At 69.1% G+C, this 25,044-nt stretch carries 24 protein-coding genes; 10 read left to right on the top strand and 14 right to left on the bottom strand.

Going from position 1 to position 25,044, the window contains the following annotated elements; translation table 11 throughout:
- The first annotated feature begins 227 nt into the window (after positions 1-227).
- Genes EV651_RS11575 through EV651_RS11565 form a run of 3 tightly spaced genes read left to right on the top strand, consistent with a single transcriptional unit; the run spans position 228 to position 1,913 of the window.
- Positions 228-1,085 (top strand): bifunctional methylenetetrahydrofolate dehydrogenase/methenyltetrahydrofolate cyclohydrolase, encoded by an 858-nt coding sequence (locus EV651_RS11575; protein ID WP_133785011.1) that lies wholly within the window; start codon positions 228-230, stop codon positions 1,083-1,085.
- 46 nt (positions 1,086-1,131) lie between these two features.
- Positions 1,132-1,401: a DUF3017 domain-containing protein gene (locus EV651_RS11570; protein ID WP_133785009.1), complete on the top strand. Its 270-nt coding sequence runs from the start codon at positions 1,132-1,134 to the stop codon at positions 1,399-1,401.
- 44 nt (positions 1,402-1,445) lie between these two features.
- A complete protein-coding gene (locus tag EV651_RS11565; RefSeq protein ID WP_166658583.1) occupies positions 1,446-1,913 on the top strand; it encodes a GNAT family N-acetyltransferase in 468 nt (155 codons plus the stop codon).
- Here EV651_RS11565 and EV651_RS11560 read toward each other — a convergent pair whose 3' ends face one another.
- From EV651_RS11560 to EV651_RS11545, 4 genes are all read right to left on the bottom strand, one after another.
- Positions 1,914-2,192 carry a hypothetical protein gene (locus tag EV651_RS11560; protein ID WP_133785005.1) on the bottom strand — a complete coding sequence of 93 codons (279 nt, stop codon included), beginning with the start codon at positions 2,190-2,192 and terminating at the stop codon, positions 1,914-1,916.
- A 247-nt stretch (positions 2,193-2,439) separates the two neighbouring features.
- Positions 2,440-3,999 (bottom strand): bifunctional phosphoribosylaminoimidazolecarboxamide formyltransferase/IMP cyclohydrolase, encoded by a 1,560-nt coding sequence (purH, locus tag EV651_RS11555; protein WP_133785003.1) that lies wholly within the window; start codon positions 3,997-3,999, stop codon positions 2,440-2,442.
- A complete protein-coding gene (purN, locus tag EV651_RS11550; RefSeq protein ID WP_133785001.1) occupies positions 3,996-4,634 on the bottom strand; it encodes a phosphoribosylglycinamide formyltransferase in 639 nt (212 codons plus the stop codon). The genes purH and purN overlap by 4 nt, the downstream gene beginning before the upstream one ends.
- A 10-nt stretch (positions 4,635-4,644) precedes the next feature.
- Entirely contained in the window at positions 4,645-5,910 is a 1,266-nt protein-coding gene (locus tag EV651_RS11545; RefSeq protein WP_133784999.1) for a DUF6350 family protein, read from the bottom strand.
- Between the two features lie 175 nt (positions 5,911-6,085).
- Here EV651_RS11545 and EV651_RS11540 point away from each other — a divergent pair, with 175 nt between their 5' ends.
- Entirely contained in the window at positions 6,086-7,417 is a 1,332-nt protein-coding gene (locus EV651_RS11540) for a hypothetical protein (RefSeq protein ID WP_133784997.1), read from the top strand.
- Between the two features lie 51 nt (positions 7,418-7,468).
- Here EV651_RS11540 and sucD read toward each other — a convergent pair whose 3' ends face one another.
- Both sucD and sucC read right to left on the bottom strand, forming a co-directional pair.
- Positions 7,469-8,359, bottom strand: a complete 891-nt coding sequence (sucD, locus tag EV651_RS11535; protein WP_133784996.1) for a succinate--CoA ligase subunit alpha — start codon at positions 8,357-8,359, stop codon at positions 7,469-7,471.
- Between the two features lie 14 nt (positions 8,360-8,373).
- The gene (sucC, locus tag EV651_RS11530; protein ID WP_133784994.1) at positions 8,374-9,546 is read right to left on the bottom strand and encodes an ADP-forming succinate--CoA ligase subunit beta; all 1,173 of its coding nucleotides are present in this window, start codon (positions 9,544-9,546) and stop codon (positions 8,374-8,376) included.
- Between the two features lie 129 nt (positions 9,547-9,675).
- Between sucC and EV651_RS11525 the strand changes: the two genes are divergently transcribed.
- Positions 9,676-11,346, top strand: a complete 1,671-nt coding sequence (locus EV651_RS11525) for a glycoside hydrolase family 13 protein (protein WP_133784992.1) — start codon at positions 9,676-9,678, stop codon at positions 11,344-11,346.
- Positions 11,347-11,544: 198 nt separating this feature from the next.
- Here EV651_RS11525 and EV651_RS11515 read toward each other — a convergent pair whose 3' ends face one another.
- The 4 genes from EV651_RS11515 to EV651_RS11500 form a co-directional block, all read right to left on the bottom strand.
- On the bottom strand, positions 11,545-12,423 hold the full coding sequence (locus EV651_RS11515; RefSeq protein WP_370352496.1) for a carbohydrate ABC transporter permease: 879 nt from the start codon (positions 12,421-12,423) through the stop codon (positions 11,545-11,547).
- A complete protein-coding gene (locus EV651_RS11510) occupies positions 12,420-13,487 on the bottom strand; it encodes a carbohydrate ABC transporter permease (protein WP_133784988.1) in 1,068 nt (355 codons plus the stop codon). Before EV651_RS11510 ends, EV651_RS11515 begins: the two co-directional genes overlap by 4 nt.
- A 94-nt stretch (positions 13,488-13,581) precedes the next feature.
- Complete coding sequence (locus tag EV651_RS11505; RefSeq protein WP_238156814.1) at positions 13,582-14,874, bottom strand: ABC transporter substrate-binding protein; 1,293 nt, start codon at positions 14,872-14,874, stop codon at positions 13,582-13,584.
- A gap of 381 nt (positions 14,875-15,255) precedes the next feature.
- On the bottom strand, positions 15,256-15,675 hold the full coding sequence (locus tag EV651_RS11500; RefSeq protein ID WP_133784984.1) for a cobalamin B12-binding domain-containing protein: 420 nt from the start codon (positions 15,673-15,675) through the stop codon (positions 15,256-15,258).
- A 134-nt stretch (positions 15,676-15,809) separates the two neighbouring features.
- Here EV651_RS11500 and EV651_RS11495 point away from each other — a divergent pair, with 134 nt between their 5' ends.
- From EV651_RS11495 to EV651_RS11480, 4 genes are all read left to right on the top strand, one after another.
- Entirely contained in the window at positions 15,810-16,661 is an 852-nt protein-coding gene (locus EV651_RS11495) for a triacylglycerol lipase (protein WP_133784982.1), read from the top strand.
- 349 nt (positions 16,662-17,010) lie between these two features.
- Positions 17,011-17,766: a M23 family metallopeptidase gene (locus EV651_RS11490; protein WP_133784980.1), complete on the top strand. Its 756-nt coding sequence runs from the start codon at positions 17,011-17,013 to the stop codon at positions 17,764-17,766.
- Between the two features lie 42 nt (positions 17,767-17,808).
- Positions 17,809-18,327: a DUF6886 family protein gene (locus tag EV651_RS11485; RefSeq protein ID WP_133784978.1), complete on the top strand. Its 519-nt coding sequence runs from the start codon at positions 17,809-17,811 to the stop codon at positions 18,325-18,327.
- Positions 18,291-19,607 (top strand): lanthionine synthetase LanC family protein, encoded by a 1,317-nt coding sequence (locus tag EV651_RS11480; RefSeq protein WP_202870282.1) that lies wholly within the window; start codon positions 18,291-18,293, stop codon positions 19,605-19,607. Before EV651_RS11485 ends, EV651_RS11480 begins: the two co-directional genes overlap by 37 nt.
- Here EV651_RS11480 and EV651_RS11475 read toward each other — a convergent pair.
- The 3 genes from EV651_RS11475 to pcrA all read right to left on the bottom strand — a co-directional run bounded on the left by EV651_RS11475 (position 19,604) and on the right by pcrA (position 23,644).
- Entirely contained in the window at positions 19,604-20,164 is a 561-nt protein-coding gene (locus EV651_RS11475; protein WP_133784976.1) for a hypothetical protein, read from the bottom strand. The genes EV651_RS11480 and EV651_RS11475 overlap by 4 nt on opposite strands.
- Positions 20,165-20,262: 98 nt before the next feature.
- Complete coding sequence (locus EV651_RS11470) at positions 20,263-21,288, bottom strand: glycosyltransferase (RefSeq protein WP_133784974.1); 1,026 nt, start codon at positions 21,286-21,288, stop codon at positions 20,263-20,265.
- 37 nt (positions 21,289-21,325) lie between these two features.
- Entirely contained in the window at positions 21,326-23,644 is a 2,319-nt protein-coding gene (gene pcrA, locus EV651_RS11465; protein WP_133784972.1) for a DNA helicase PcrA, read from the bottom strand.
- A gap of 82 nt (positions 23,645-23,726) precedes the next feature.
- Here pcrA and EV651_RS11460 point away from each other — a divergent pair, with 82 nt between their 5' ends.
- Positions 23,727-24,608 (top strand): phospholipase, encoded by an 882-nt coding sequence (locus EV651_RS11460; protein WP_133784969.1) that lies wholly within the window; start codon positions 23,727-23,729, stop codon positions 24,606-24,608.
- Here EV651_RS11460 and EV651_RS11455 read toward each other — a convergent pair.
- Entirely contained in the window at positions 24,605-24,973 is a 369-nt protein-coding gene (locus EV651_RS11455; RefSeq protein WP_133784967.1) for a hypothetical protein, read from the bottom strand. The genes EV651_RS11460 and EV651_RS11455 overlap by 4 nt on opposite strands.
- Positions 24,974-25,044: the final 71 nt, after the last annotated feature.

Below are 25,044 nucleotides of genomic sequence, written 5' to 3'. Positions count from 1 at the left end.
CGCCCAGCCCATCACAATTGCCCGCCTCGGCCGGGCGGCCCGCGTGGCCGCCCGGCCGACCACCACTTGTGATGGCCTGGCGGTCCGGACCCCTGCCACTCACCAACCCACCCCGGGCCGCCCACTCCAGCCGGCGCCACGCCTAGGAACGTCCGACGCGGCGCGGTTGGTGAGTGGCGGCGGTCCGGGTAGGGGGCCGGGTGTGGTACGTGGCAGACTCTGGGGTCGTGACGGCGCAGATTCTGGATGGCAAGGCGACGGCGGCGGCGATCAAGGACGAGTTGAAGGTCCGGGTCGCGAAGCTCGCCGAGCAGGGCGTCGTGCCCGGGCTCGGCACGATCCTGGTGGGTGACGACCCGGGCAGCCGGGCGTACGTGGCGGGCAAGCACCGCGACTGCGCGGCGGTCGGGATCTCCTCGATCCAGGTCGAGCTGCCGGACACCGCGACCCAGGACGAGATCGCCGCGAAGGTGCAGGAGCTCAACGACAACCCGGAATGCACCGGGTTCATCGTCCAACTCCCGCTCCCCAAGCACGTCGACACGAACACGATCCTCGGCCTGATCGACCCCGCCAAGGACGCGGACGGCCTGCACCCGGTCAGCCTCGGCAAGCTCGTCCTCGGCCAGGACGGCCCGCTGCCGTGCACCCCGAAGGGCTGCGTGGAGATCCTCCGGCGCTACGACGTACCGATCGCCGGCGCGCACGTGGTCGTCGTCGGCCGCGGCGTGACCGCGGGGCGGCCAATGGGGCTGCTGTTCACCCGGCGCAGCGAGAACGCGACCGTGACGCAGTGCCACACCGGCACGAAGGACCTCGCCGCCGTCGTGCGGACCGGCGACATCGTGATCGCCGCCGCGGGGTCGGCCGGCCTGATCACCGCCGACATGGTGAAGCCCGGCGCCGTCCTCCTCGACGTCGGCACCAGCCGGAACGCCGAGGGCAAGATCGTCGGCGACATCGAGACCGCGGCCCGCGAGCAGGCCGCCTGGATCGCGCCGATGCCCGGCGGTATCGGCCCGATGACCCGCGCGATGCTCCTCACCAACGTGGTGGAAGCCGCCGAATCGAGCCTCCCCCAGTGACCTCGGGCGGTACGGCGTACGCGGCCGAGCTGGGTGTGGCGTGCTGATGGCGGGTGAGGCCCAGCGCCGGAGCCAATGGCCCCTGGGGTTGACGCTGCTGGTGGCACTTGCGGGCTTGGTCGTGCTGTGGTTCTACGACTGGCGCAACGGCGTCTTCATCTTCGCCGGCGCACTGGGCCTCGCCGGACTCCTCCGAGTAACCCTCTCCGACACAGCCGCAGGCCTCCTCCACGTCCGCAACCGCATGTTCGACACCACCTTCCTCCTCCTCACAGCCGCCGCCATAGCAGTACTCGCCCTCATCGTCCCCAGCTGACAACTCAGCTGCGGACGGCCCACCGCATGGGCATAATCAGGCGGATGGTGACTGTTCGTCCTGCCGGCGCTGATGACGGTCCGACGGTTGCGCGGATCTATGTCGATTCGTGGAACGAGGGGTTCGGGGAGTTGATGCCGGCCGCGGTGCTGGATGGCGGGCGGATCGCGCGGTGGTCGGAAACGCTTGCTGGTGGCAACTGGTGGGTGGCCGAGGTGGACGGGACCGTCGCCGGGTTCGTGGGGATCGGCGCGAGCCGTGATCCGATCGACCCTGAACTGGGCGAGCTCGACACGATCGCCGTCGACTCGCCGTACTGGCGTCAAGGCGTCGGCACCGCCCTCATGCACGAGGCTCTCGAGCACCTGGCAGCACAGTACGACGAAGCGATTGTGTGGACGCTGGCGAACTATCCCCAGGGGCAGAAGTTCTACACAAAGACAGGGTGGACGCTGAGCGGATCGACCCGCGACGACGGCCGGCAGGTGTCGTACCGCCGCCGGTTCAGGTAGTCAGTCCGGGCTGACCCCGAACAGCTGCTCCAGCAGGGTCGCGGTGGTCCAGGTGGCCACCTCTTCGCTTGTCCAGCCGAGATCGCGGGTGAACTGGTTGTAGAGCTGCGGCCCTAGGACGACGAGCAGGATGTCGCGGGCCCGAGTGTCGGACAGGCCTTCGCGCAGTGGGTGCTTGCCGGTGAGGAAGGCGAGCGCGCGCTCATACCCCGCTCGCCGCAGCCCGTCGTTGTACTCATAGCTCTTCCGCGCGTTCTCATCGCCGAGAACCGTCCACACCAACGGCGCGGCCCGCTCGAACCCTGCGGACCCACCACTGGCCGGCGCGCTGGGCCGCCCTGCCGCTGATCTTCGGCGCCTTCCAACTGCTGATCGTCACGCCGGCCATCTTCGTCACCGGTTTCACCAGCTTCACCACCTACGTGGCAATCGCCCTGGCCGACCTTCTGATCGCCGCCATCGGCGTCCGCCTGCTGACCACCGAATGAACGTCCGCCCGGATCGAGATCCGGGCGAACGTTTTGACTCAGTGGAAGAAGTGGCGGGTTCCGGTGAAGTACATGGTGATGCCGGCCTTGGTGGCGGCTGCGATGGCGGCTTCGTCGCGGATGGAGCCGCCGGGCTGGACTACTGCCTTGACGCCGCCTCCGATGAGGACCTCGAGGCCGTCGGGGAAGGGGAAGAAGGCGTCGGAGGCGGCGACGGAGCCGGCGGCTCGGTCGCCGGCGCGGGAGACGGCCAGCCGGCAGGAGTCGACGCGGTTGACCTGGCCCATGCCGACGCCGACCGAGGCACCGTCGGCGGCGAGCAGGATCGCGTTGGACTTGACCGCACGGCACGCCTTCCACGCGAAGGCGAGATCGGCGAGCACCTCGTCCGAGGCGGCCTCGCCGGCGGCGAGGGTCCACGCGGACGGATCGTCACCGGAAGCCTGGAAGCGGTCGCGGTGCTGCAGCAGCAGGCCGCCGCTGATCGCGCGCCACTCGACCGTCTCGTCCGCGGACACGGCCGGCGCCACGAGCAGCCGGATGTTCTTCTTCGCCTGCAGGATCTCGACGGCGCCGTCCTCGAACGCAGGCGCCACCAGCACCTCGGTGAAGATCTCCGCGACCTGCTTGGCGAGGTCCACCGACACCGGGCGGTTCGTCGCGATCACACCGCCGTACGCCGACACCGGGTCGCACTCGTGCGCACGCCGGTGGGCCTCCGCGATGTCCTTGCCGACGGCGATCCCGCACGGGTTCGCGTGCTTGATGATCGCGACCGCCGGCTCGCTGAAGTCATAGGCGGTACGCCGGGCCGCGTCGGCGTCGACGTAGTTGTTGTACGACATCTCCTTGCCGTGCAGCTGCTCCGCCGCGGCCAGCCCGCCCCGTCCGTTCAGGTACAGCGCGGCCGGCTGATGCGGGTTCTCGCCGTACCGCAGGACGGCGGACTTCTCCCACGAAGCGCCCACCCACGCAGGGAAGCCGGACCCCTCGCTCGAGTCGGTGAGCACGTTGCCCATCCAGGACGCGACCGCGATGTCGTAGTCCGCCGTGTGCACGAACGCTGCCGCCGCCAGCTGCTTCCGCTCCTCGAGCGAGAACCCACCCTCGCCCAAAACGCTGTACAGCAAGGAGTACTGGGCAGGCGAGGTAACGACCGCGACGTTCGCGTGGTTCTTCGCCGCGCCGCGCACCATCGACGGCCCGCCGATGTCGATCTGCTCGATGCACTCGTCGACCGACGCGCCGGAGGCGACCGTCTCGGTGAACGGGTACAGGTTGCTGACCAGCAGGTCGAACGGCTCGACCCGCATCTCCTGCAATTGCTCGACGTGATCGGGCTTCCGCAGGTCGGCGAGCAGGCCGGCGTGCACGAGAGGGTGCAGGGTCTTGACCCGCCCGTCGAGGCACTCCGGGAACCCGGTCAGCTCCTCGACCTTGGTCACCGGAACCCCGGCCGCCGCGATCCGCGCCGCGGTGGAACCGGTCGACACCAGTTGGACACCGGCGGCGTGCAGCGCGGAAGCGAGCTCCTCCAGGCCGGTCTTGTCGTACACGCTGATCAGCGCGCGGCGAATCGGCCTGCGGTCGGTGCTCACTTCAGTCGAACCTTTCGTCCAGTGATGGTCCAGCCCTCCCGGACCAGGCGGCCGACCCACTCCACCAACTGGCGGCGTTCGACGTCCTTGATCCGTTCGGTCAGGGCTTCTTCGGTGTCGTCGTCGAGAACAGGTACGACGACCTGCGCGATGATCGGCCCGGTGTCGACGCCGCCGTCCACGAAGAACAGCGTCGCCCCGGCGACCTTCACGCCGTACTCCAGCGCGTCCCGGGGTCCGTGGATCCCGGGGAAGGCCGGCAGCAGCGCGTTGTGGGTGTTGATGTAGCGGTCGCCGAAGGACTCCAGGAAGTCCTCACCGACCAGCTTCAGGAAGCCCGCGGACACGACCAGATCAGGCTTGTACTGCGCGACGGACGCGGTCAGCGCACGATCCCAGTCGGCGCGTGACGGGTACTCCTTCACCTTGTGCACGAAGGTCGGCACACCGGCGGCCGCGGCGCGATCCAGGCCGGCGATCCCGTCCCGGTCGGCGCCGACGGCGACGACCTGAGCACCGTACGCCGGGTCCGCGCACGCGTCCAGCAATGCCTGCAGGTTCGACCCCGACCCCGACACGAGCACGACGAGGCGTGCCTGCCCTGAGTCGACCGCAGCGGCATCAGCAGAAGTCACGGCCGGAAGCCTATCGCTCGGCGTCGGTCTCCCTGTCAGCCGGGCGGCGGGACGAGACGACAGCGGCCGTGATCGCTGCCCCGATCGCCATCCCCGCGGCAAGTACGCCGGCCGCCGGCAACGCCGCCGGAACTCCGACCGCGGACATCCGCCCGGGCCCCGCCGATCCGCCCGACAGCGCCAGCAGCGCGAACACGATGACGCCCGCGACGAGCGCCGCCATCGCACCGCGCAGCGCGAACGCATCCCATCCCAGCGCGTCAGCGTCCCGCTCCGCGAGCCCCCGCCGTACGACCACCAGACCTGCGACCGCACCGGCGACCAGCGGCACGACGGCCGTCAGCACCAGCAGGTACGACGGGGTGGCGCCGTCGGCAGGTACCGCCGCCAGCAGCGGGAGCGCGGGCAGGTTTCCCACGTCCACACCCGTCGGCGCGATCGTCGTACCGACCCCCAACTGGAACCCGGGCCCGGCGAGGAACGCGACGACGTACAGCACCATGTTCGGCACGAGCATCAGGCAGATCGCGAACAGCACGACCGACCCGATCACGCCGGCGTCCAGAAGTTCGAGCATCCCGGTGATCCGGGAGAAGTGGATCGCGAGCAGTACGCCGTACAACAGCGAGGCCATCGCGATCACGGTCAGGACCGCGGCCAGCGCGGCGGGTACGGTGTCTCGCAGACCGGCCGGTGTGGCGTCCGCGAGATCCTCGGCCGCTCCGGACTCGACCGCGATGCCCGCAAGCCCGGCCACCAGCGCCAGCGAGAACGCGCCCAGGAACGCGCCCAGTGGCGACACTTTGAGCGAGCCCTCTGCCGTGAGCAACGCCACGACGAGCGCGCCGAGGCCGTAGACGAGCGCGAACGCCCCGGCCAGCGCGATCAGGTCCCGGGTCCGGTCGGCCGCGCTGGACCGGGCCGCCGACCTGCCTCCGCGGTACAGGCACCAGGCGAAGAACAGCGTCAGGCCGAGCGGCGCGACGCTGATCCGGCCGGTGCCGATCGTGCTGCTGCCAATGGTGACGGCGGCCTTGTGCGCGATCAGCCAAGCGGACGCTCCGGCCCGGACCGCGCCGGAGGCGCCGCCGAACGTCGCGCCCAGCCAGCCGATGACGGCGACCGCGGCGCAGGTGAGCAGACCCGTCAGCAGGCACGCTCCGGCTGAGATCACGGCCGACACGATCAACGGCTTGGTCTGGGCGGCGATCTCCGACGTGGGCGCAGCGCTCGTCTCGCCGTCCCGGGCCCCGGAGCGGCTCAGCATGTCGGTCATCTGACTCCCATGGTCTCCCCGCGCACGGACGCCACTCGTCCTGACACGCCGGATGTGGGAGACTTCAGCCCGCTTACTCACGCTCAGTTCATAGCTGTTCGCCTGTTGGTAGCTGAGTGGGAGCAGCGTGGGTTCACCCGGTACTGTCGGGTGGAATCAGTCAGGAGGACGAGCTTTGGCCGGTTCCCACCGTGCATCACGCGGCGGCGGTCGCGCCGCTGCCCGGGAGGCGCGCCGCCTGAAGGCGCGCAAGCGGAACCAGACGATCGCAGCAGGCGTCGCGGTCGTGGTGCTGGTCGGCGGCGGCGGTGTCGCCGCACTGAACGCGTTCGGCGGCGACAAAGAGCCCGGCGCGAAGGCCGGCAACGGCCCGACGGACGACAAGCCGACCAATTCCGACGTACTCGCCGACGAGAAGGCGCTGCTGGACGCCGCGAGCGCGAAGACGCTCGGCGCCACCGGCACCTGGGCGGTCACCAAGACCGCGGACGGCGACTCGGCCCCGGACAGCGCGTTCGCCTGCCAGTCACAGCGGTTCGCCGACCCGTCCGGCCTGCGGACCTGGGTCCGCACCCTGCAGAACTCGGCCACCAAGGACACGGCGGTGCAGTACGTCGATGTCTCGAACGACAAGGCCACCGCCGCGAAGACCTACACCACGGTCGTGCACTGGCTCAGCCAGTGCACGACACCGCAGACGCGGTTGTCGGCCGGTTACGTGACCACCGGCGTCGGCGAGCGGGGTGTGATCGCGGTGTTCGGGCAGGTCCCGGGCGCGAAGACGAAGTACAAGACCGTCGCGGTCAGCCTCGTCGGGCAGGCGACCATGGTCGTCGAGCACGACACGATGGCGACCACGCCGCCCCGGCCGGACACGGTGCTGGCCACCGCGAGCGCCGCGGCGAAGAAGATCTGCGCCCAGACTGGCGGCTGCGCGACGGGGGCGCCGATGGCGAAACCCGCCCTGCTGCCGAACACCGACGCCCCGGGCTTCATGGCGTCGGTCGACCTGCCGCTGCTGGACGAGATCGACAAACCGTGGGTGAGCGCCGCCGCGACGAGCATCGACGGCACCGGCTGCGAGAAGCTCGGCCTCAAGAAGGCGAAGGCGACGAAGTACGGCACGGTCACCTACGTGACGCCGGAGGCGAAGGTGCCGACCGAGTTCGGGCTCGACGACACGGTGATCAAGTTCCCCACCGCGACCGCTGCCGCGAGTTACGTCAGCCAGATCAAGAAGAACGTCGACGCCTGCGAGAAGAACGTCTCGAACGCGAAGGTCGAGTCGACCGGCACGGTGAAGACCAACACGATGACGGGCAAGAGCTGGAAGGCGACGTACGACACCGGCGACGGGAAGAAGTTCGTCTACCGGATCGGGATCGCCGGATCCGGGACCCGGGCGGTCTACGTGCTGTTCCCGGTGCTGAAGGAGCTGGACATCACCGACGCGGCGTTCAACGAGACGCTGGCCCGCGCGGCCGACCGCTCCGCCGCCTACCAGTAGAAAGCGGGACCCACCCCGTCAGGGGCAGGTCCCGCTGCACAGCTGCGGCAGTTACTTGCTCAGGCCCTGCATGATCTCGCGCATCAGGTTGGCGGTCTCCGACGGCGTCTTGCCGACCTTCACGCCGACGGCCTCGAGGGCCTCCTTCTTCGCGGCCGCAGTGCCGGACGAGCCGGACACGATCGCGCCGGCGTGGCCCATGGTCTTGCCCTCCGGCGCGGTGAAGCCGGCGACATACCCGACGACCGGCTTGGTCACGTTCTCCTTGATGAACGCAGCCGCCCGCTCCTCGGCGTCACCGCCGATCTCACCGATCATCACGATCGCGTCGGTGTCCGGGTCGTCCTGGAACGCCCGCAGCGCGTCGATGTGCGTGGTCCCGATGATCGGGTCACCGCCGATGCCGATCGCGGTCGAGAACCCGAAGTCCTGCAGCTCGTACATCATCTGGTAGGTCAGCGTGCCGGACTTCGACACCAGACCGATCCGGCCCTGGCCGGCGATGCTGGCCGGGATGATGCCCGCGTTCGACTCCCCCGGGGTGATGATGCCGGGGCAGTTCGGCCCGATGATCCGGGTCGTGCCGGACGCCTGCGCGGCGGCGAAGAACTCGGCGGTGTCGTGCACCGGCACGCCCTCGGTGATCACCACGACCAGCGGCACCGCGGCCTCGACGGCCTCCAGTACGGCGTCCTTGGTGAACTTCGGCGGGACGAAGATGACCGACACGTTCGCGCCGGTCTCCTTGACCGCGTCGGCGACCGTGCCGAACACCGGCACCGCCTTGCCGTCGAAGTCCTGGCTCTGACCCGCCTTGCGCGGGTTCACGCCGCCGACGATGTTGGTGCCGGAGGCAAGCATCCGGGTGGTGTGCTTGGTGCCCTCGGAGCCGGTCATGCCCTGGACGATGACCTTGCTGTCCTTGGTCAGGAAGATAGACATTGTTCGGCGATCCCTTACTTCGCAGCCAGCTCGGCGGCGCGCTTGGCGGCGCCGTCCATCGTGTCGACCCGCTCCAGACCGGCCAGGCCGGCCTCGTCGAGGATCCGGCGGCCCTCCTCGGCGTTGTTGCCGTCCAGCCGGACGACCAGCGGCTTGGTGACGGCCTCGCCGCGGCTCGACAGCAGCTCGAACGCCTGCACGATGCCGTTCGCGACCGCGTCACAGGCGGTGATGCCGCCGAAGACGTTCACGAACACGCTCTGCACCTGCGGGTCGGAGATGATGATCTCCAGGCCGTTGGCCATCACCTCGGCGCTCGCGCCGCCGCCGATGTCCAGGAAGTTCGCGGGCTTGACGCCACCGAACTCCTCACCGGCGTACGCGACGACGTCCAGGGTGCTCATGACCAGACCCGCGCCGTTGCCGATGATGCCGACCGAGCCGTCCAGCTTCACGTAGTTCAGGCCCTTGGCCTTGGCCGCCGCCTCCAGCGGGTCGGCCGCCGAGACGTCCTCGAACTCGGCGTGGTCCGGGTGCCGGAAGTCCGCGTTCTCGTCCAGCGTGACCTTGCCGTCCAGCGCCTCGACGTTGCCGTCCTCGAGCTTGACCAGCGGGTTCACCTCGACCAGCGAGGCGTCCTCGGCGATGAACACGTCGTACAGCTTGACGATCTCCGGTACGACGGCGTCGATCACGTCGGCCGGGTACTTCGCGGCGACCGCGATCTCCCGCGCCTTCGCCTCGTCGACACCGGTCGCCGGGTCGATCGAGATCTTCGCGACCGCGTCCGGGTTGGTGTGCGCGACCTCCTCGATCTCCATGCCGCCGGCGGCGGAGGCGATGCAGAGGTAGTTGCGGTTGGCCCGGTCGATCAGGAACGAGAAGTAGTACTCCTCGCCGATCGCCGCGGCCGGGACGATGTTCAGGATCTTGACGACGTGACCCTTGATGTCCAGCCCGAGGATCTCGCGGGCCCTCTCCTCGGCCTCGTCCGGGTTCGAGGCCAGCTTGACGCCGCCGGCCTTGCCGCGGCCGCCGGTCTTGACCTGGGCCTTCACGACCACCCGGCCGCCGATCTTCTCGGCCGCCGCGCGGGCTTCCTCCGGAGTCGTGACAACCGCACCCACGGTCGTCCGCACTCCGTGCTTGGCGAAGACCGTCTTCGCCTGGAATTCCATCAGATCCACGAGTGTGGTCCCTCTCTCGCCTGTACGGGGCTTCTGACAGTAGCCACCCTCGTGCCGGCAGCAACAGGCGGGGTCCCGGCTGAGACGACCGTCACAGCCTCTTCCGGGCCTCATGTCAGGCTAGACCGCATGACCGATCCTGAGATCAGACCAGCTGACGACTGGTGGCGTAGCGCCGTCGTCTACCAGGTGTATCCGCGCTCGTTCGCCGACGCCGACGGGGACGGGACCGGCGACGTGAACGGGATCCGCGCCCGGCTGCCGTACCTCGCAGAGCTCGGCGTCGACGCGATCTGGATCAGCCCCTGGTACCCGTCCCCGCTGCTCGACGGCGGGTACGACGTCGCCGACTACCGCGACATCAACCCGGAGTTCGGCACCCTCGCCGACGCGGACGCGCTGATCACCGAGGCGCACGCACTGGGCCTGCGGATCCTGATCGACCTGGTGCCGAACCACTGCTCCTGGGACCACCCGTGGTTCAAGGCCGCGCTGGCGGCGGGCAAGGGTTCTCCGGAGCGGGATCTGTTCTGGTTCCGGGACTCCGAGGACGGCCTGCCGCCGACCAACTGGCCGGCCGCGTTCGGCGGCGGCGCGTGGCAGCAGATTGACGACGGGCAGTGGTACCTGCACCTGTTCGACATCTCCCAGCCGGACTGGAACTGGGACAACCCGAAGGTGGTCGAGGAGTTCGATTCGATCCTGCGGTTCTGGTTCGACCGCGGCGTCGACGGATTCCGGATCGACGTCGCCGACTCGATGGCGAAGGACCCGGCGTTGCCCGACGTACCGCTGCACAACGGGAAGCCGACGCGCGAGAAGTACGTCGGGAACCCGTTCTACGACCAGCCCGGAGTGCACACCATCCACCAGCGCTGGCGCGCGATCGCCGACGAGTACGCCGATACGCCGCAGGGACCCCGGGTCTTCGTGGCGGAGGCGTGGCTGTCGCCGGCCGAGCGGCTGGCGCAGTACGTGCGGCCCAACGAACTGCATTCGGCGTTCAACTTCGACGCCCTGCGCGCGGCGTGGGACGCGAAGGAGCTGCGTGAGGTCATCGACCACACCACCGACAACCTGTGGGCGGTCGGGGCGCCGGCGACGTGGGTGCTGAGCAACCACGACACGATCCGGCACCGCACGCGGTACGGGCGCGACCGGAAGGACGCCCTGGAAGGCGCAGGCGTCGTACCGACCGATCTGGAGCTCGGGCTGCGCCGAGCGCGGGCGGCCGCGCTACTGGAACTGGCGCTGCCCGGTGGCGCGTACATCTACCAGGGCGACGAGCTCGGGCTGCCCGAGGTGGAGGACCTGCCCGAGGACGTGCTCGACGATCCCACCTGGGAGCGCTCCGGGCACACCGTCCGCGGCCGCGACGGCTGCCGGGTCCCCATCCCGTGGTCCGGCTCCGAACCGCCGTACGGCTTCAGTGCTATTCGCAAACCCGCCCCACCACCCAATAGGCCCGGGTCCGGGCAGCCCTGGCTCCCGCAGCCGGCCGACTGGGCCGGTCTGACCGCCGAGGCCCAGGCATCTGATCCGAGCAGCCACCTCAACCTCTACAAGCAGGCGCTCCGCATCCGGCGTGAGCACCCGGCACTGGGCGAGGGCCGGCTGAAGTGGGACCAGGACGCGCCCGACGGCGTCCTCTCGTTCACCCGCGACCCCGGCTTCCGTTGCGTGGTGAACCTGAGCAGCAGTCCGGTCGCCCTCCCCGAGCACCAGAAGGTCGTGCTGAGCAGCGAGCCGCTGCCGAACGGCGAGCTTCCCACCGACGTCACCGTCTGGCTCGAGGTGTAGCCGACGCACGAGGGCCGGGACCTTCGCGGTCCCGGCCCTCGGCTGTCAGCTAGCGGTAGCGCTCACGGTCGCGGCGGTCCCTGTCTTCACGGTCCCTCCGGTCCCGGTCTTCGCGGTCGCGGCGGTCCCGGTCCTCGCGGTCCCGCCGGTCCCGATCCTCCCGGTCCCGGCGATCACGCTCTCGCCGGTCCCGCCAGTTCACTTCACGCCACCTGCCGTGAGGCCGGCGACGATACGGCGCTGGAACAGCAGTACGGCGATCACGAGCGGGATCGTGACCACCACACCGGCGGCCATCTGGCTGCCGAACGGTTGGTCGCGACCCGATGTACCCGTGAAGCCGGTGATGACGACGTTCGCCGTCTGGATCGACTTCTTGTTCACCATGCTCAAGGCGATCAGATACTCGTTCCAGGCCGCGATGAACGTGATGATCGCCGTGGTGAACACCCCGGGTGCGGCCAACGGGATGATGACCTTGCGGAACGCCTGCGCCGGAGTGCAGCCGTCCACCATCGCCGCCTGTTCGAGCTCGCGTGGCATCTGCCGGAAGAAAGCGGTCAGGTTCCACACCGCCAGCGGCAGCGCGAACGACAAGCTCGGCACGATCATCGACTGGTAGGTGTTGATCCAGTTGATGTCGCTGAACAACTTCTTCAGCGGGATCACCAGCGAGATGCCGGGGAACATCGAGGTCGTGATGATGATCGCCAGCACGACGTTCTTGAACTTGAAGTCCAGCCGCGCCAGCGTATACGCCGCCACCATGCCGATGACGAGGGTCAGGATCGTCACGGTGCCGGCCACGATCAGGCTGTTCAGCAGGCCCCGGCCGAAGCCGGTGCCGGCCTTGAACACGTCGGTGAAGTTCGTGATCGACCAACGCTTGGGGAGGATCGAGTTGTCGAACTGGTCGGTCGGCCGGCGCAGCGCCGACACGATCATCCAGTAGAACGGCAACAGGCAGTAGAGCACGATCACCAGGAGGCCGACCAGCGGCAGCCATCGCCGGTACCACGGTGCCTCGGCCGCCTTGACGTCGATGATCTTGGGAGCCTTCTCAGCTACAGCCATCACGCACCTCCGTGGCCGGCGGTCGCGCTCGCCGACACCGATCCGGTCGTCACGGCCTCCGCCTGCTTACGCCCTCGGCGGCCGTTGCCGTTCTTCTTCGACGTCTTCTGCCGGGCCTCGCCGATCACGTCGGCGCCCAGCACCTTCACGAACACGTACGCGACCACTGCCACGTAGATGAACAGCAGCGTCGCGTACGCCGCCGCAGGTCCGTACCGGTTCTGGTTCGATTCGAGGTAGGCCAGGATCGACAGCGTCTCGACCGACGACTTGTTCGGCCCGACCAGCACGAACGGCAGGTCGAAGATCCGCAGTGTGTCGAGGATGCGGAACAGCACCGCGACCAGCAGCGCCGGCTTCACCAGCGGCATCGTGATCCGGACGAAGGTCTGCACCGGACTGGCCCCGTCGACCTTCGCGGCCTCGTAGACCTCGTCCGGGATGGTCTGCAGACCGGCCAGGACGAGCAGGCCGATGAACGGTGCGGTCTTCCAGGTGTCGGCGATGATCACCGAGAGCACCGACTGCCAGCCCTCGGTGGACCACAGGATCTGGGTGCCGAGGATCGCGTTCGCGATGCCGTCGGCCTGGAAGATCCACTTCCAGAGCAGCGCCGAGACCACGGTCGGGATCGCCCAGGGAACCAGGATGCTGGCCCGGACGAGACCGCGGCCCTTGAACGCCTTGTGCATCACCAGGGCCATCGCCACACCCAGGACGGTCTCCAGGACCACACAGGTGACGGTGAAGAACGTGGTGTTGTAGAAAGCGTTCCAGAATCGGTCGGCGGTCTCACCCTTGAAGATCGCCGCGAAGTTGTCCCATCCGACGAACTCGGATCCCTGGACCACGAACCCGTTCGCGTCGATCCGCTGGCCGCTCTGGTACAGCGACTCGCGCAGCGCCGACAGGATCGGGTACAGGACCACCAGGACCAGCACGATCAGCGTCGGCGACAACAGCAGCGCAGCCAGCCGGCCGGTGCCCTCGTTGAACGAGCTGCGGCGCCCGGGCTTCTTGGTAACTTCCGGCGTCGGTCGCGGTGCGACCGGGGCGGATGTAGTCACCTCTGCCTCCTTTTCTCTGCCCGCCTCCAGCGGGCATCGACGGGCCGGGGCCGGCACGCAGCGGTGAAGCTACGCGCCGGCCCCGCCGCTTCGGTCATTGCGTGATGAGCGTGCCCAGCTTGGTCTGCAGCTGGCTGAGCGCGTCCTTTGGTTGCGTGGTCCCGGTGAGCGCGCCGTACGCCGCTTCCTGGATCGCGGTGGTGACGTCGCCGTACTTGACGACCTTCGGCCGCGACTTCGCGCCCTCGATCGACGCCTTCAGCGGCGCCAGGTACGGGAACTGCTTGTTCAGGGTCGGGTCGTCGTACAGCGAGGCCCAGGTCGGCGCCTGCGACGTCTTCTCGACGTTCGCCTTCTGGCGCTCCTCGCTGGACATGAACTTGATGAAGTCCGCCGCGGTCGCCTTGTTCTTGGCGAACTCGGAGATGGCGTAGTTGTGACCACCGAGGGTGGACACGCCCGGACCCTTCAGACCCGGCAGCGGTGCGACCGCGAACTTGCCGGCGATCTTCGACGATCCGTCGGTCTTGTTCGCCAGCGCGTACACGTACGGCCAGTTGCGGTGGAAGAGCAGGTTGCCCTCCTGGAACGCCCGGCGGCCTTCCTCTTCCTTGTAGGTGATGGCGGCCTTCGGGATGAAGCCCGTCTTGAAGCCCTGGACCAGTGCGGTCAGACCGGCCAGCGCCTCCGGAGTGTCGACGTTCGGCTTGCCGTCGTCACCGACGACGACCCCACCGGCACCGTTGACTGCCTCGGAGAAGTTCACCGTCAGGCCTTCGTACTTCTCGAACTGACCCGAGTAGCAGCCGATGTTCTTGCCCTCCGGCAGCGCCTTCACCTTCTGGCAAGCGGTGACCATCTCCTCCCAGGTCTTGGGTGGCTGTACGCCGGCCTTGTCGAGCAGGTCCTTGCGGTAGTACAGCAGCCCGCCGTCCGACGTCACCGGGACGGCGTACAGCTTGTCGCGGTACTTCGCGGTGTCCACCGTCGACGGCAGCAACTTGCCGAGGTCCGGGAACTGGCTCGCGGGCAGCTCGGTGACCCAGCGGTTGGCGGCGAACTCGGCGGTCCAGACGACGTCGAGGTTCAGCACGCTGAAGGCGTCGGACTTGATCTGGGCGTTCTGGATCATCTGCGCCCGCTGCTGGTCGGCCGACTCCGGCAACTCGGTCACGGTGACCTTCTCGTCCGGGTGCTGCGCGTTCCACGCGTTGACCTGGTTCGTCAGGTTCCCGGAGGTGTCCTTGCCGGTGGCGAAGTTGATCGGACCGCGGCCCTCGAGCGCTCCCCCGTTCGAGCTGCCGCCCCCGGCGCTGCTTCCGTTGTCACCGCCACCACACGCGGTCGCCAGCAGCGCCAGGCTGCTTGCGACGGCCACGAAGGCCACGCGGCGTGTGTGTGATCGTTCAAACCTCATCGTTTACCTGCCCTCTCCCGATGGGACATCGCTTGGGTCCTGCGGCGGCCGATCGCAATCCCCCACCACGCTGCGATCCGCCATGTCCGGACAGTAACCGAGATCGGGTTCGATGTGTTCTGAGCCACACGAGTTCCGTCCCGGCGGTCTCTGAACCGGACAGCCGCATGGCTGTATGCGACCGCGTTTGGGAAGCCCGCACAACCGGGCATTTCCTAACGATTCGGTATTACCGGTTAGTAACCTTACTGAACCGGGCAAGACCGTTCAGAACGACTCCGCGCAGTCGTCATCACGCTCCGGAGCGGATTCGCGACTCCGGTAGCCGACTGCGGATCAGAACACGGAGCTTCAGGCCGGGGACGCCGACGCGTCGCCGACGTGGCCGCGGACCCACTCGACGATCTCGGTGGTCGTCGCGCCCGGGGTGAAGATCTTGTGTACGCCGAGTTCGGCCAGCGGCTGCAGGTCGGCGTCCGGGATGATGCCGCCGCCGAACACCACGATGTCCTCGGCGTCCCGCTCGGTCAGCAGCTCGCGGACCCGCTTGAACAGCGTCATGTGCGCGCCGGACAGCACCGACAGCCCGATCGCGTCGGCGTCCTCGGCGATCGCGGTCTCGACGATCTGCTCCGGGGTCTGGTGCAGCCCGGTGTAGATGACCTCCATGCCGGCGTCCCGCAGGGCACGGGCGACGACCTTGGCGCCACGGTCGTGACCGTCCAGACCGGGCTTGGCGACGACAACGCGCAACGGGCTCGTAGCAGACATGTGGGCAGGCTAACCCGCTGCGTTCCTCACGGATAAGACACGGCGGCGTGTGTTCGCCCACACGCCGAACGGGAACCGGTTACCGTTGAAAGTGATCGGACCACCGGGGGGTCTGGTTTGGTGAGGAGGCGCGCATGGGCTCCTGGCAGGACGAGGTCCGCGGCGCACTGGACGGACTCGCGTACGGCGCCCGCTCCGCACTCTCGCCCAGCGTGCTGCACGGCGCGGCGGTCGAGCTCGGCTGGCTGACCACGCACCTCGCGATGTATCCGCTCGGTCTGGTCGGCGGCGCTCCCGCACTACCCGCGCGACTGAACCTGACCGGCCTCGGCCCGGCGCAGCGCGGCCTGCTGGTCAGCGACATCCAGGCCGCCGGTACGCCGATCCTGCTCGCGCACGGGATCATCGACAACCACACGGTCTTCGCGATGATGCGCCGGCACCTGGTACGGCGCGGATTCAGCAGCATCCACACGTTCTCGTACTCACCGCTGACGCTGGACGTACGCCGTACAGCGGAACGGATGGGCCGCGAGATCGAGGCGATCTGCGAGGCGTCCGGATCCGACCGGATCCACGTCATCGGGCACAGCCTCGGCGGGCTGATCGCGCGGTACTACATCCAGCGCCTGGGCGGCGACGCCCGCGTGCACACCTGCGTGACGCTGGGGACGCCGCACCAGGGCACGGCCGCGGCCAAGCTGCTGCCGTGGCCGCTGGTGAAGCAGGTCCGGCCCGACAGCGACCTGATGGCGGAGCTGGACGAGCCGGCGCCGGACTGCCGGACCCGGTTCGTCGCGTTCTACAGCGACGTCGACCAGTTGATCGTGCCGCAGCGCCGGGCCCGGATCAGGCACCCCGATCTGGTGACGAGCAACGTCCGGGTCCACGGCGTGGGCCACCTGTCCTTGCCGTTCCACGGCGAGGTCGTGCACCGCATCACCGGCGTACTGGCCCACCTGGACGAAGAGCCCAGAACTGCCTGATCAGGAAGCCTTCTCGGCGATTCGGGCGGATGCACGTGCAGCGGCTCATGCAAAAGTTTCGTGAAGGACACGCGGAAAAGTGGGTGGCGGGGTTTGTCACCCCGTGACCCTTCCGTTATGGTCTGTGAGTCCTCCCGGGGAATAAACCCCCCGAGAGGAGGAGAGAGCTTCCCTTCGCTCTTCCCTAGCCCCTCCCCTGTGACCGAAAGGCCACGTTGTGTCCCAGCACCGTGCCGCGGGAGACCGCGTCACGCCCGGCAACGCTGCGCGAAAACCCGGCGCAGGACGTCACAGTGCCAAGCATCGCGTCGCCAGGCGTAACACCCCCACCAGCTCCCAGATCGTCGGTTTGACCGCGGCGCTCGCCGCAGCAGCCGGAGCTGTCGGCTTCAGCCACAGCTCGCTGGCGTCACCGACCCAGGCGAACTCCGCGGTGAACCTCGCCGCGCTCAGCCTGGACAGTGGGCAGCAGCTGTCCGGTATCACCACGGCACGTATCCAGGCGCGCCAGCTCGCCACCCGTGACTCCTCCCGGGTCCAGCTGGCCGACACGACGAAGAAGCAGTCCGCCGCCGCGAAGCTGGCCCAGGCCCGCGCCGCGAAGCTGAACGCCACCCAGGCCCTCACCGCGAAGCGCGCGAGTGCGCTGGCCGCCGCGAAGGCCAAGACCGAGGCCGCCGAGCAGAAGCTCCGCGAGTCCGCGACCCGCTGCGAGATGATGATCTCCGGCTATCACATCACCGCGACGTTCGGGCAGGGCGGCAGCCGCTGGGCCCGCAACCACACCGGCACCGACTTCGCCGCCCCGATGGGCACCCGGATCGGCGCCGTGATGAAGGGCGTCGTGATCTTCGCCGACTGGGCCGGCCCGTACGGCCGTCAGGTCCAGGTCCGGCACGAGGACGGCACCGTCACCTGGTACAACCACATGTCGAAGTTCAGCGTGTCGGTCGGCGAGACCGTGTACGCCGGTGACCAGGTCGGCGCGGTCGGGATGACCGGTAACACCACCGGCCCGCACCTGCACTTCGAGGTCCGGCCGGGCGGCGGCGAGCCGATCAACCCGATGCCGTGGCTGCGCGACCACTGCGGTCTGAACCCGTAATTCCCGCGCACCGCGACACCACCTCTGACTAAGCTGCGGCGCATGCGTCCGGCTGCTGGCGAGGTTCTGCACTTCTCCGAGGATCCGACCATCGAGATCTTCCGGCCGCACGTCGCGAAGACGGCGCGGCAGGCCACGGCGTACGTCTGGGCCGTCGGCCACGACCGCGCGCCGGACTACTGGTTCCCGCGCCAGTGCCCACGAGCGATGGCCTGGATCGGACCGAACACCACTCCTGAGGACCGCGACCGGATCATCGGCGCCGGCTCCGGCTCCCGCGTCCACGCCGTCGAGTACGGCTGGCTGGACGCGATGCGCTCCGTCGAGCTGTACGCCTACCGCCTCCCCGCCGACGCCTTCGTCGAGCACGACGCCGCCGTTGTCGCGACCACCGACGTACGACCTCTGGATACGCCGGAGCGGGTCCGTGATCTGTTCGCGCTGCACGAGGAGGCCGGGATCCAGTTGCGGGTCCTGCAGCGGCTGCACGACTTCTGGGCCGCGGTCACCGCGAGCACCCTCGAGTGGAGCGGCATCCGGCTCCGGAACGCCAAGCCATGACGTACGGCGAGATCGGCGAAACGGCCTGGGGCTGGGTCATGGACCAGGTCCGGTGGGACGACGACGGCCCGTGGATCCCCGAGTTCGCCGGCGACGAGCAGCCGATCGAGGAGGAGCGCGACGGGCTGCACAACGGCATCGCCGGGCTCGCCCACGCGCTCGCCGAGATCCGCCTGACCCGGCAGTGGACGGCTGCCGAGCAGGACCTGGCCGCCGCGATCGCGGACCGCCTCCGGAGGACGATCCCGACGACGACGACCACCACCTTCTTCGGGGGACTGGTCAGCTCGATCGGAGCGCTCACCGCCCTCGACCAGCCGGGCACGAGCGCCGCGCTGGAACGTCTTCAGGCGTGGGCGACCGAGGACGGCTGGCCCGAGAGCTTCCTCGCCCAGCCGAGGTACGCGCCGGGCGCGGTCGCCAACGACGTCACCCTCGGAACCGGCGCGATCCTGCTCGGCGCATTGTGGGCGACCCGGAGCGGTGACGACGCCTCGGCGCTCGCCAACCAGGCCGCGGACCTGCTGCTCGGCGAACAGGAGAAGACACCGGCCGGGGTCAACTGGCAGTTCGTGTCCCGCCGGTTCCGCACCGACGAGCCGACCGAGATGCCGAACTTCTCGCACGGTCTCGCGGGCATCGCGGCGGTGCTCGCGGTGGCCGGCGTGGAACTCGGGCGGCCTGAGCTCGTCGACGTGGCGCGGCGCGGGGCCGAGCACCTGGTGACGCTCGGGATCAACGACGACAAAGGCTTTCGGGTGCCGCGGGTGATTCCGTGGGCGGAGCGGCACGGCGACGAGTACACGTTCAACTGGTGCCACGGCGGTGCCGGGACCGCGTCGACGTTCAGTGCGCTCGAGTACGCCGACGTACCGCAGATCGCCGGTGAGACGCCGCAGACCTGGCGTCGCCGGTGTTTGGACAGCGTCCGGTACTCCGGCATCCCCGAGCGGCTCCATCCGGGGTTCTGGGACAACGACGGCCGCTGCTGCGGTACGGCGGGGGTCGGCGACGCGTTCCTCGACGCGTGGCACCGCGACGGCGAGGACCAGGACCTGGAGTTCGCCGTACGGATGGGCGACACGCTGCTCGACCACGCCTATCCGGAGGGCTACTGGCGGTTCGTCGAGCACCGCAACGAGGATCCGCTGCTACGGCCGGGCGTCGGCTGGATGCAGGGCGCTGCCGGGATCGCGGCGTACCTGTTCAGGCTGCAGCGCGTGCTCGGCGGCGATCAGCGGGTCGTCGAGCGGATGGAGAACTGGTTCAACCGGCGTTAACGCTGCCAGACCTCGGCGGTCGTGAGGAACGCGGACGAGCCGGGCTTGTCCGGTGAGCCGTCGACCTGAACGAAACCGGGCACCGAGGCGCCGCCGATCGAGACCGTCGCGGTGCGGACCGGGGCGATCACCAGGCTGAGGCTGTGGTTGCCGTCGGCAAGCTGGAAGTTGTCGGTCGCGAACAACCGCCGGTCCAGGACGCCGCTCATCTCGATCTGGATGTCCGCGGCCTTCGCGCTCAAGCCGTCGGCCAGGTTCATCGAGACCTGGACCAGGTCCCGTTCGACGGCCGGCTCGTGCCACGGCAGGCCCTGGACCTCGAGGAACGACCGGACGAAGTACTGCTCCAGCCAGGAGGCGAGATCGACGTCCTCGGACACCACGCGGACGATCCCGTCGAACCACAGCACCACCGCCGTACCGGAGCCGCGGATCGACCAGTCGACCATCCAGATCGACGCGTACGCCGTCACCTTGCCGTGCTCGTCGAACAGCCGGAGGCCAGGATTCGCTCCCGCCAGGATGATCCGGCGGTGACTGGCCGACGACTTGGACATGAGCGGATGCGCTTCCGGGAGGGGCCGAAGATCCTTGATTGTCTCAATCTCCGGGTCAGATGCAACGCATACCCCCACAAAGCTTCAGCTGGATCTGCTCACGGCCGCCACGGATGGGCCCGCTCGGCGGCGGCGACCGGGTCGTCGGGCCACACGATCGGGTGGGTTGCGACGCCTGCGCGGCCCGGCAAGGCCCGCGCCGAAGCGACTGCCGCCAGCAGGGCCTCGGCGGTCACCGCCGGGGAGTAACGCTGCGTGATCCAGTCCCGCGCCGCACCGCGAACGGGATCCTCCGCCGGCACGTCGACCAGCTCCAGCGCCTGATCCGCGAGCAGATGCGGCCGCGCGTCGTCGATCCGCCAGGTGCCCGGCGCCTCGAACAGCTCCTCGCCGCCACCGGCGGGATACCCGACGACCAGGCAACCGGCGGCGAGCGCCTCCGCGACCGGCAGGCCGAAGCCTTCGGAAATCCCCAGTGCGACGAACACGGACGTCCGGCCGAGCGCCTCGACCACCTGGCTCTCGCTGAGCTCCGCGAGCACGGCCAGCTGCACTCCGTCGGCTCGCGGGTCGTTCCGGAGCAGCCGTTCCAGCACCGACGCCTCGAGCGGACGACGCCGCGGCATCCAGGCGATCTGGCGGGCGCGTGCCGGTCCGGGCTTGAACAGCTCCGTGTCGATCGGATTGGGCACCAGGCGGACCGGGAGCTCGGGGTGCAGCCGGCCGAGCACGTCGTGGCTCTCCTGCGACACGGCCCAGACCTCCGGCGCCGGGTCCCAGCCCGGGTACCCGGCGGTGTCGCGCCACGACCAGAACGTCAGGAAGTGGTTCTGGTTGAAGATCACCTTCCGCACACCGGGCGCGGGGTCCACCCCCGGCAGCAGGTACAGCTCCGGTACGACGAGCAGATCGTCGGCGTCCAGCTCGAGCTGGTCGTTCCCGAGGATCGGCGCTGTCGTCTCGAACCACGGCAGCCGGTATCCCGGCGTACGGAACCACAGGGCGGCGTCGATCCCCGCAGCTCGCAGCAGCTCGACGTGGTGGGCCTGGACCCGGATCCCACCGCCGGGAGAGTCGGGCTCCTTCACCGCATAGATCACCCGCCCGCCAGCAGGCAGACTCAAGCCTTCTCCACCGGCGCGTACGCCCCTTTCACCTTCTTCAGATCTTTTCAACAGGCGCGTAGCGCAGGAGGAGTCGCTTCACACCTTCGGAGCCGAAATCTATGTCGGCCTGGGCCTGCTGACCCTCGCCGCGGACCACCACGACGGTGCCCATCCCGAAGCTGTCGTGCACCACCCGGTCGCCCGGGTTCAGGCTGATCACGGGCTTGTCGGACGCCGTTCTGCGGGCCGGCTCGTACCGGCTCGGGATCCCGCTGCCGCGGGTCGTCCCGGTGCCGGACCAGCGGGTGATCGCGGACTCGTCGCGACGCCAGTCGAGCAGCTCGGCCGGGATCTCCTCCAGGAAGCGCGACGGCGGGTTGTGCTGCGGAGCGCCGTACGCCGAACGCACTGCGGCCCGGGAGATCGCCAGTCGTTGCCGCGCCCGCGTGATGCCGACGTACGCGAGCCGGCGCTCTTCCTCGAGCTCCTTCAGGTCGGTCAGCGACCGGGAGTGCGGGAAGACGCCGTCCTCCATGCCGGTCAGGAACACCACCGGGAACTCCAGGCCCTTCGCGGTGTGCAAAGTCATCAGCGTGACCACGCCGCCGTCGTCGGCCGCGTCCGGGATCTGGTCGGCGTCGGCGACCAGCGCGACCCGCTCCAGGAACGCCTGCAGGTCGGCGGCCTCGCCGGCGGCGGTCCGCTCCTCGACGAACTCGCGCGCCACCGAGATGAACTCGTCCAGGTTCTCCAGGCGGGTCTCGTCCTGCGGGTCCGGGGACTTCTGCAGGGTCTCGTAGTACCCGGAGCGGTGCAGGGCGACGTCGAGGATGTCGTCCGGCGGAGCGCCCGAGTCGACCATCGCGGTCAACTCGTCGAGGATGTCGACGAACGCCTGGACCGCGTTCACCGAGCGCGACGCCATCGCCGGCGCGTCCTCGGCCCGGCGCATCGCCTGCGCGAACGAGATCCGGTCACGCTGGGCGAGCGCCTCGATCGCGGCCTCGGCCCGGTCGCCGATCCCGCGCTTCGGCTCGTTCATGATCCGGCGCAGCGAGACGGTGTCCTCGGGATTCACCAGGACCCGCAGGTACGCGAGCGCGTCGCGGACCTCCTTGCGCTCGTAGAACCGGACGCCGCCGACCACCTTGTACGGATGGCCGGTCCGGATGAAGACTTCCTCGAACACCCGGGACTGCGCGTTGGTCCGGTAGAACACCGCGACGTCGGACGGCTTCACTCCGTCGGCGTCGGTGAGCCGGTCGATCTCGTCGGCGACGAACTGCGCCTCGTCGTGCTCGTTGTCCGCGACGTACACCGCGATCTGCTCGCCCTGGCCCTGGTCGGACCAGAGGTTCTTCGCCTTGCGGCCCTCGTTCCGGCTGATCACCGCGTTGGCCGCGGTCAGGATCGTCTGGGTGGAGCGGTAGTTCTGCTCGAGCAGGATCGTCTCGGCGCCGGTGAAGTCCTCCTCGAACGCGAGGATGTTGCGGATCGTCGCCCCGCGGAACGCGTAGATCGACTGGTCGGAGTCGCCCACCACCATCAGCTCGGCCGGCGGCGCCGTCGGGCCGTTGTAGTTGGGCTCGTCCTCGCCGCAGAGCTCGCGGATCAGCGTGTACTGCGCGTGGTTCGTGTCCTGGTACTCGTCGACGAGCACATGACGGAACCGGCGCCGGTAGTACTCACGGACCTCGGGGAAGGCCTGCAGCAGGTTGACCGTGGTCATCAGCAGGTCGTCGAAGTCGAGGGCGTTCGCCTGGGCGAGGCGCTCCTGGTAGATCCGGTAGCACTCGGCGTAGGTCTGCTCGAGGTGGTTCTCCGCCTTCGCGGCCGAGGTCTCGTGGTCGATCAGCTCGTTCTTCTGGGTGCTGATCCAGTTCAGCACGGCGCGCGGGTTGTACCGCTTGACGTCCAGGTCGAGCTCGCGGCAGACCAGCGTCATCAGCCGGCGCGAGTCGGTGTCGTCGTAGATCGAGAACGTCGAGTTGATCCCGAACCGCTTGATGTCGCGGCGGAGGATCCGCACACAGGACGAGTGGAACGTCGAGACCCACATCAGCTTCGCCCGCGGGCCGACCAGGTCCACCACCCGCTCGCGCATCTCCGCGGCGGCCTTGTTGGTGAACGTGATCGCCAGGATCGAGCCGGGGTGCGCGTCGCGGGCCGCCAGCAGGTAGGCGATCCGGCGGGTCAGCACCCGCGTCTTGCCCGACCCGGCACCGGCCACCACCAGCAACGGCTTGCCGGCATGCACCACGGCAGCGCGCTGCTGCGGGTTCAACCCCTCGAGCAGCGCATCCGGGTCGGCCCGAGACGTCTTCGACTCCTCCAGCGGCACCGGAAGCTCATCAGGCGAGAACAAAGTGGTCATCACCCAACACCTTAGGCGGTCCCCCAGACACTTTCCGAAAACGGGTTCGAACTGCGCGTCCTGGACTGCGAGGATCACCCCCATGGACGCCTCGGAGCTGCGATACGACGACCTGGTGGACCGGATCGAGGTCCTCTACAACGACCACCGCTACCGCGCGGCCGCGGACCTGCTCGAGGCGGAGAGCGACGGGCTGGAGGTGTGGTCGGCCGAACTCGCCCATTTGAAGGCCTGCCTGCTCGGCGCGGGCGGAGACGCCGATGGAGCGCTGCGGGCGTTGCGGGAGGCGAGTGCGACGGGTGCGTGGTGGGCGCCGGAGATCCTGATGGGGGACGACGACCTCGCCGGGTTGCGCGGACGGTCCGAGTTCGAGGAGTTGGTCGCTGTGTCGGGGGCTCGGGTTGCCGACGATCCGGTTCCGGCGCTGGTCGACGTGCCCGATCGGCCGGTGGGGGTGGTGGTTGCGTTGCACGGCGCCGGGCAGACGGCGGCGCACGCGCGAGCGGACTGGGGTGGGGTGCTGGAGCTCGGCTACGCGCTGGTTTGCGTGCAGTCGTCGCGGCGGATGTCGCCGATGTACCGGACGTGGCCGGATCCCGAGCAGGCACGCGCGGACATTGCCCGTGCGCTGGACGAGTTGCCCGCCGAGGTCGGCGGCTTGCCGGTGATTGCGGCCGGGTTCTCGGCGGGTGGGCGGGTGGCTCTCGACTGGGCGCTCACGGGTCGGCCGGCGGCCGTTGCCGGGGTGCTCGCGTTGGCGCCGGCGTTGCGGGAGCTTCCGGCCTCCGCGGACGGGAAGTTGTCGCCGGCAACGATCTGGATCGGGACCGACGACGAGCTCCTCGAGGTCGTGGACGGTGGGGCCGAACAGCTCACCCGGTTCGGGTGCAGGATCGAGCGGCTGCCGGGGCTCGGGCACACGTTCCCGGCCGGCTTCGACGAGTTGCTGGCCGGCGTTCTCTAGGACTGCTGGCGGGTCAGGTGCAGGACCACCGGGGTGGTGGCGCCGAGCCAGTGCATCTTGGCGTTGTGGTCGTCGTACGACGTGATGCGTAGGCCGGGGACGCCTTCGATGGTGCCCTCGTAGTCCTTCGCGGCGAGATGGGCGACGACGTCGGCCAGTTCGGGGCCGTCCATCCACTCGATGCGGGCGAGGTCGGGGCGCGCCTGCCACATGTCGACCCAGCCGGCCGGATCCTCGCTGAACAACGTCGTACGCAAGATCATCGACACCGCGCCGAGCAGCGTCGCGGCCGGGGTGGCCGTCAGTTCCAGGAGCCTGCGCTCCTGCTCGGACAGGTCGTCTGCCACCAGGTAGCTCGAATTCACCCGCAGGAGATTGCCACATCATCAGCTTTGCTGTGAGCAGACTTGCCGTCAGCAGAAAAGCTGGGACGGCG

The sequence above is a fragment of the Kribbella sp. VKM Ac-2571 genome (assembly GCF_004362255.1).
In the GTDB taxonomy this organism is placed as follows: domain Bacteria; phylum Actinomycetota; class Actinomycetes; order Propionibacteriales; family Kribbellaceae; genus Kribbella; species Kribbella pratensis.
Note: the sequence above shows the minus strand (reverse complement) of the source record. Positions and strands in the feature narration are given on the sequence as shown.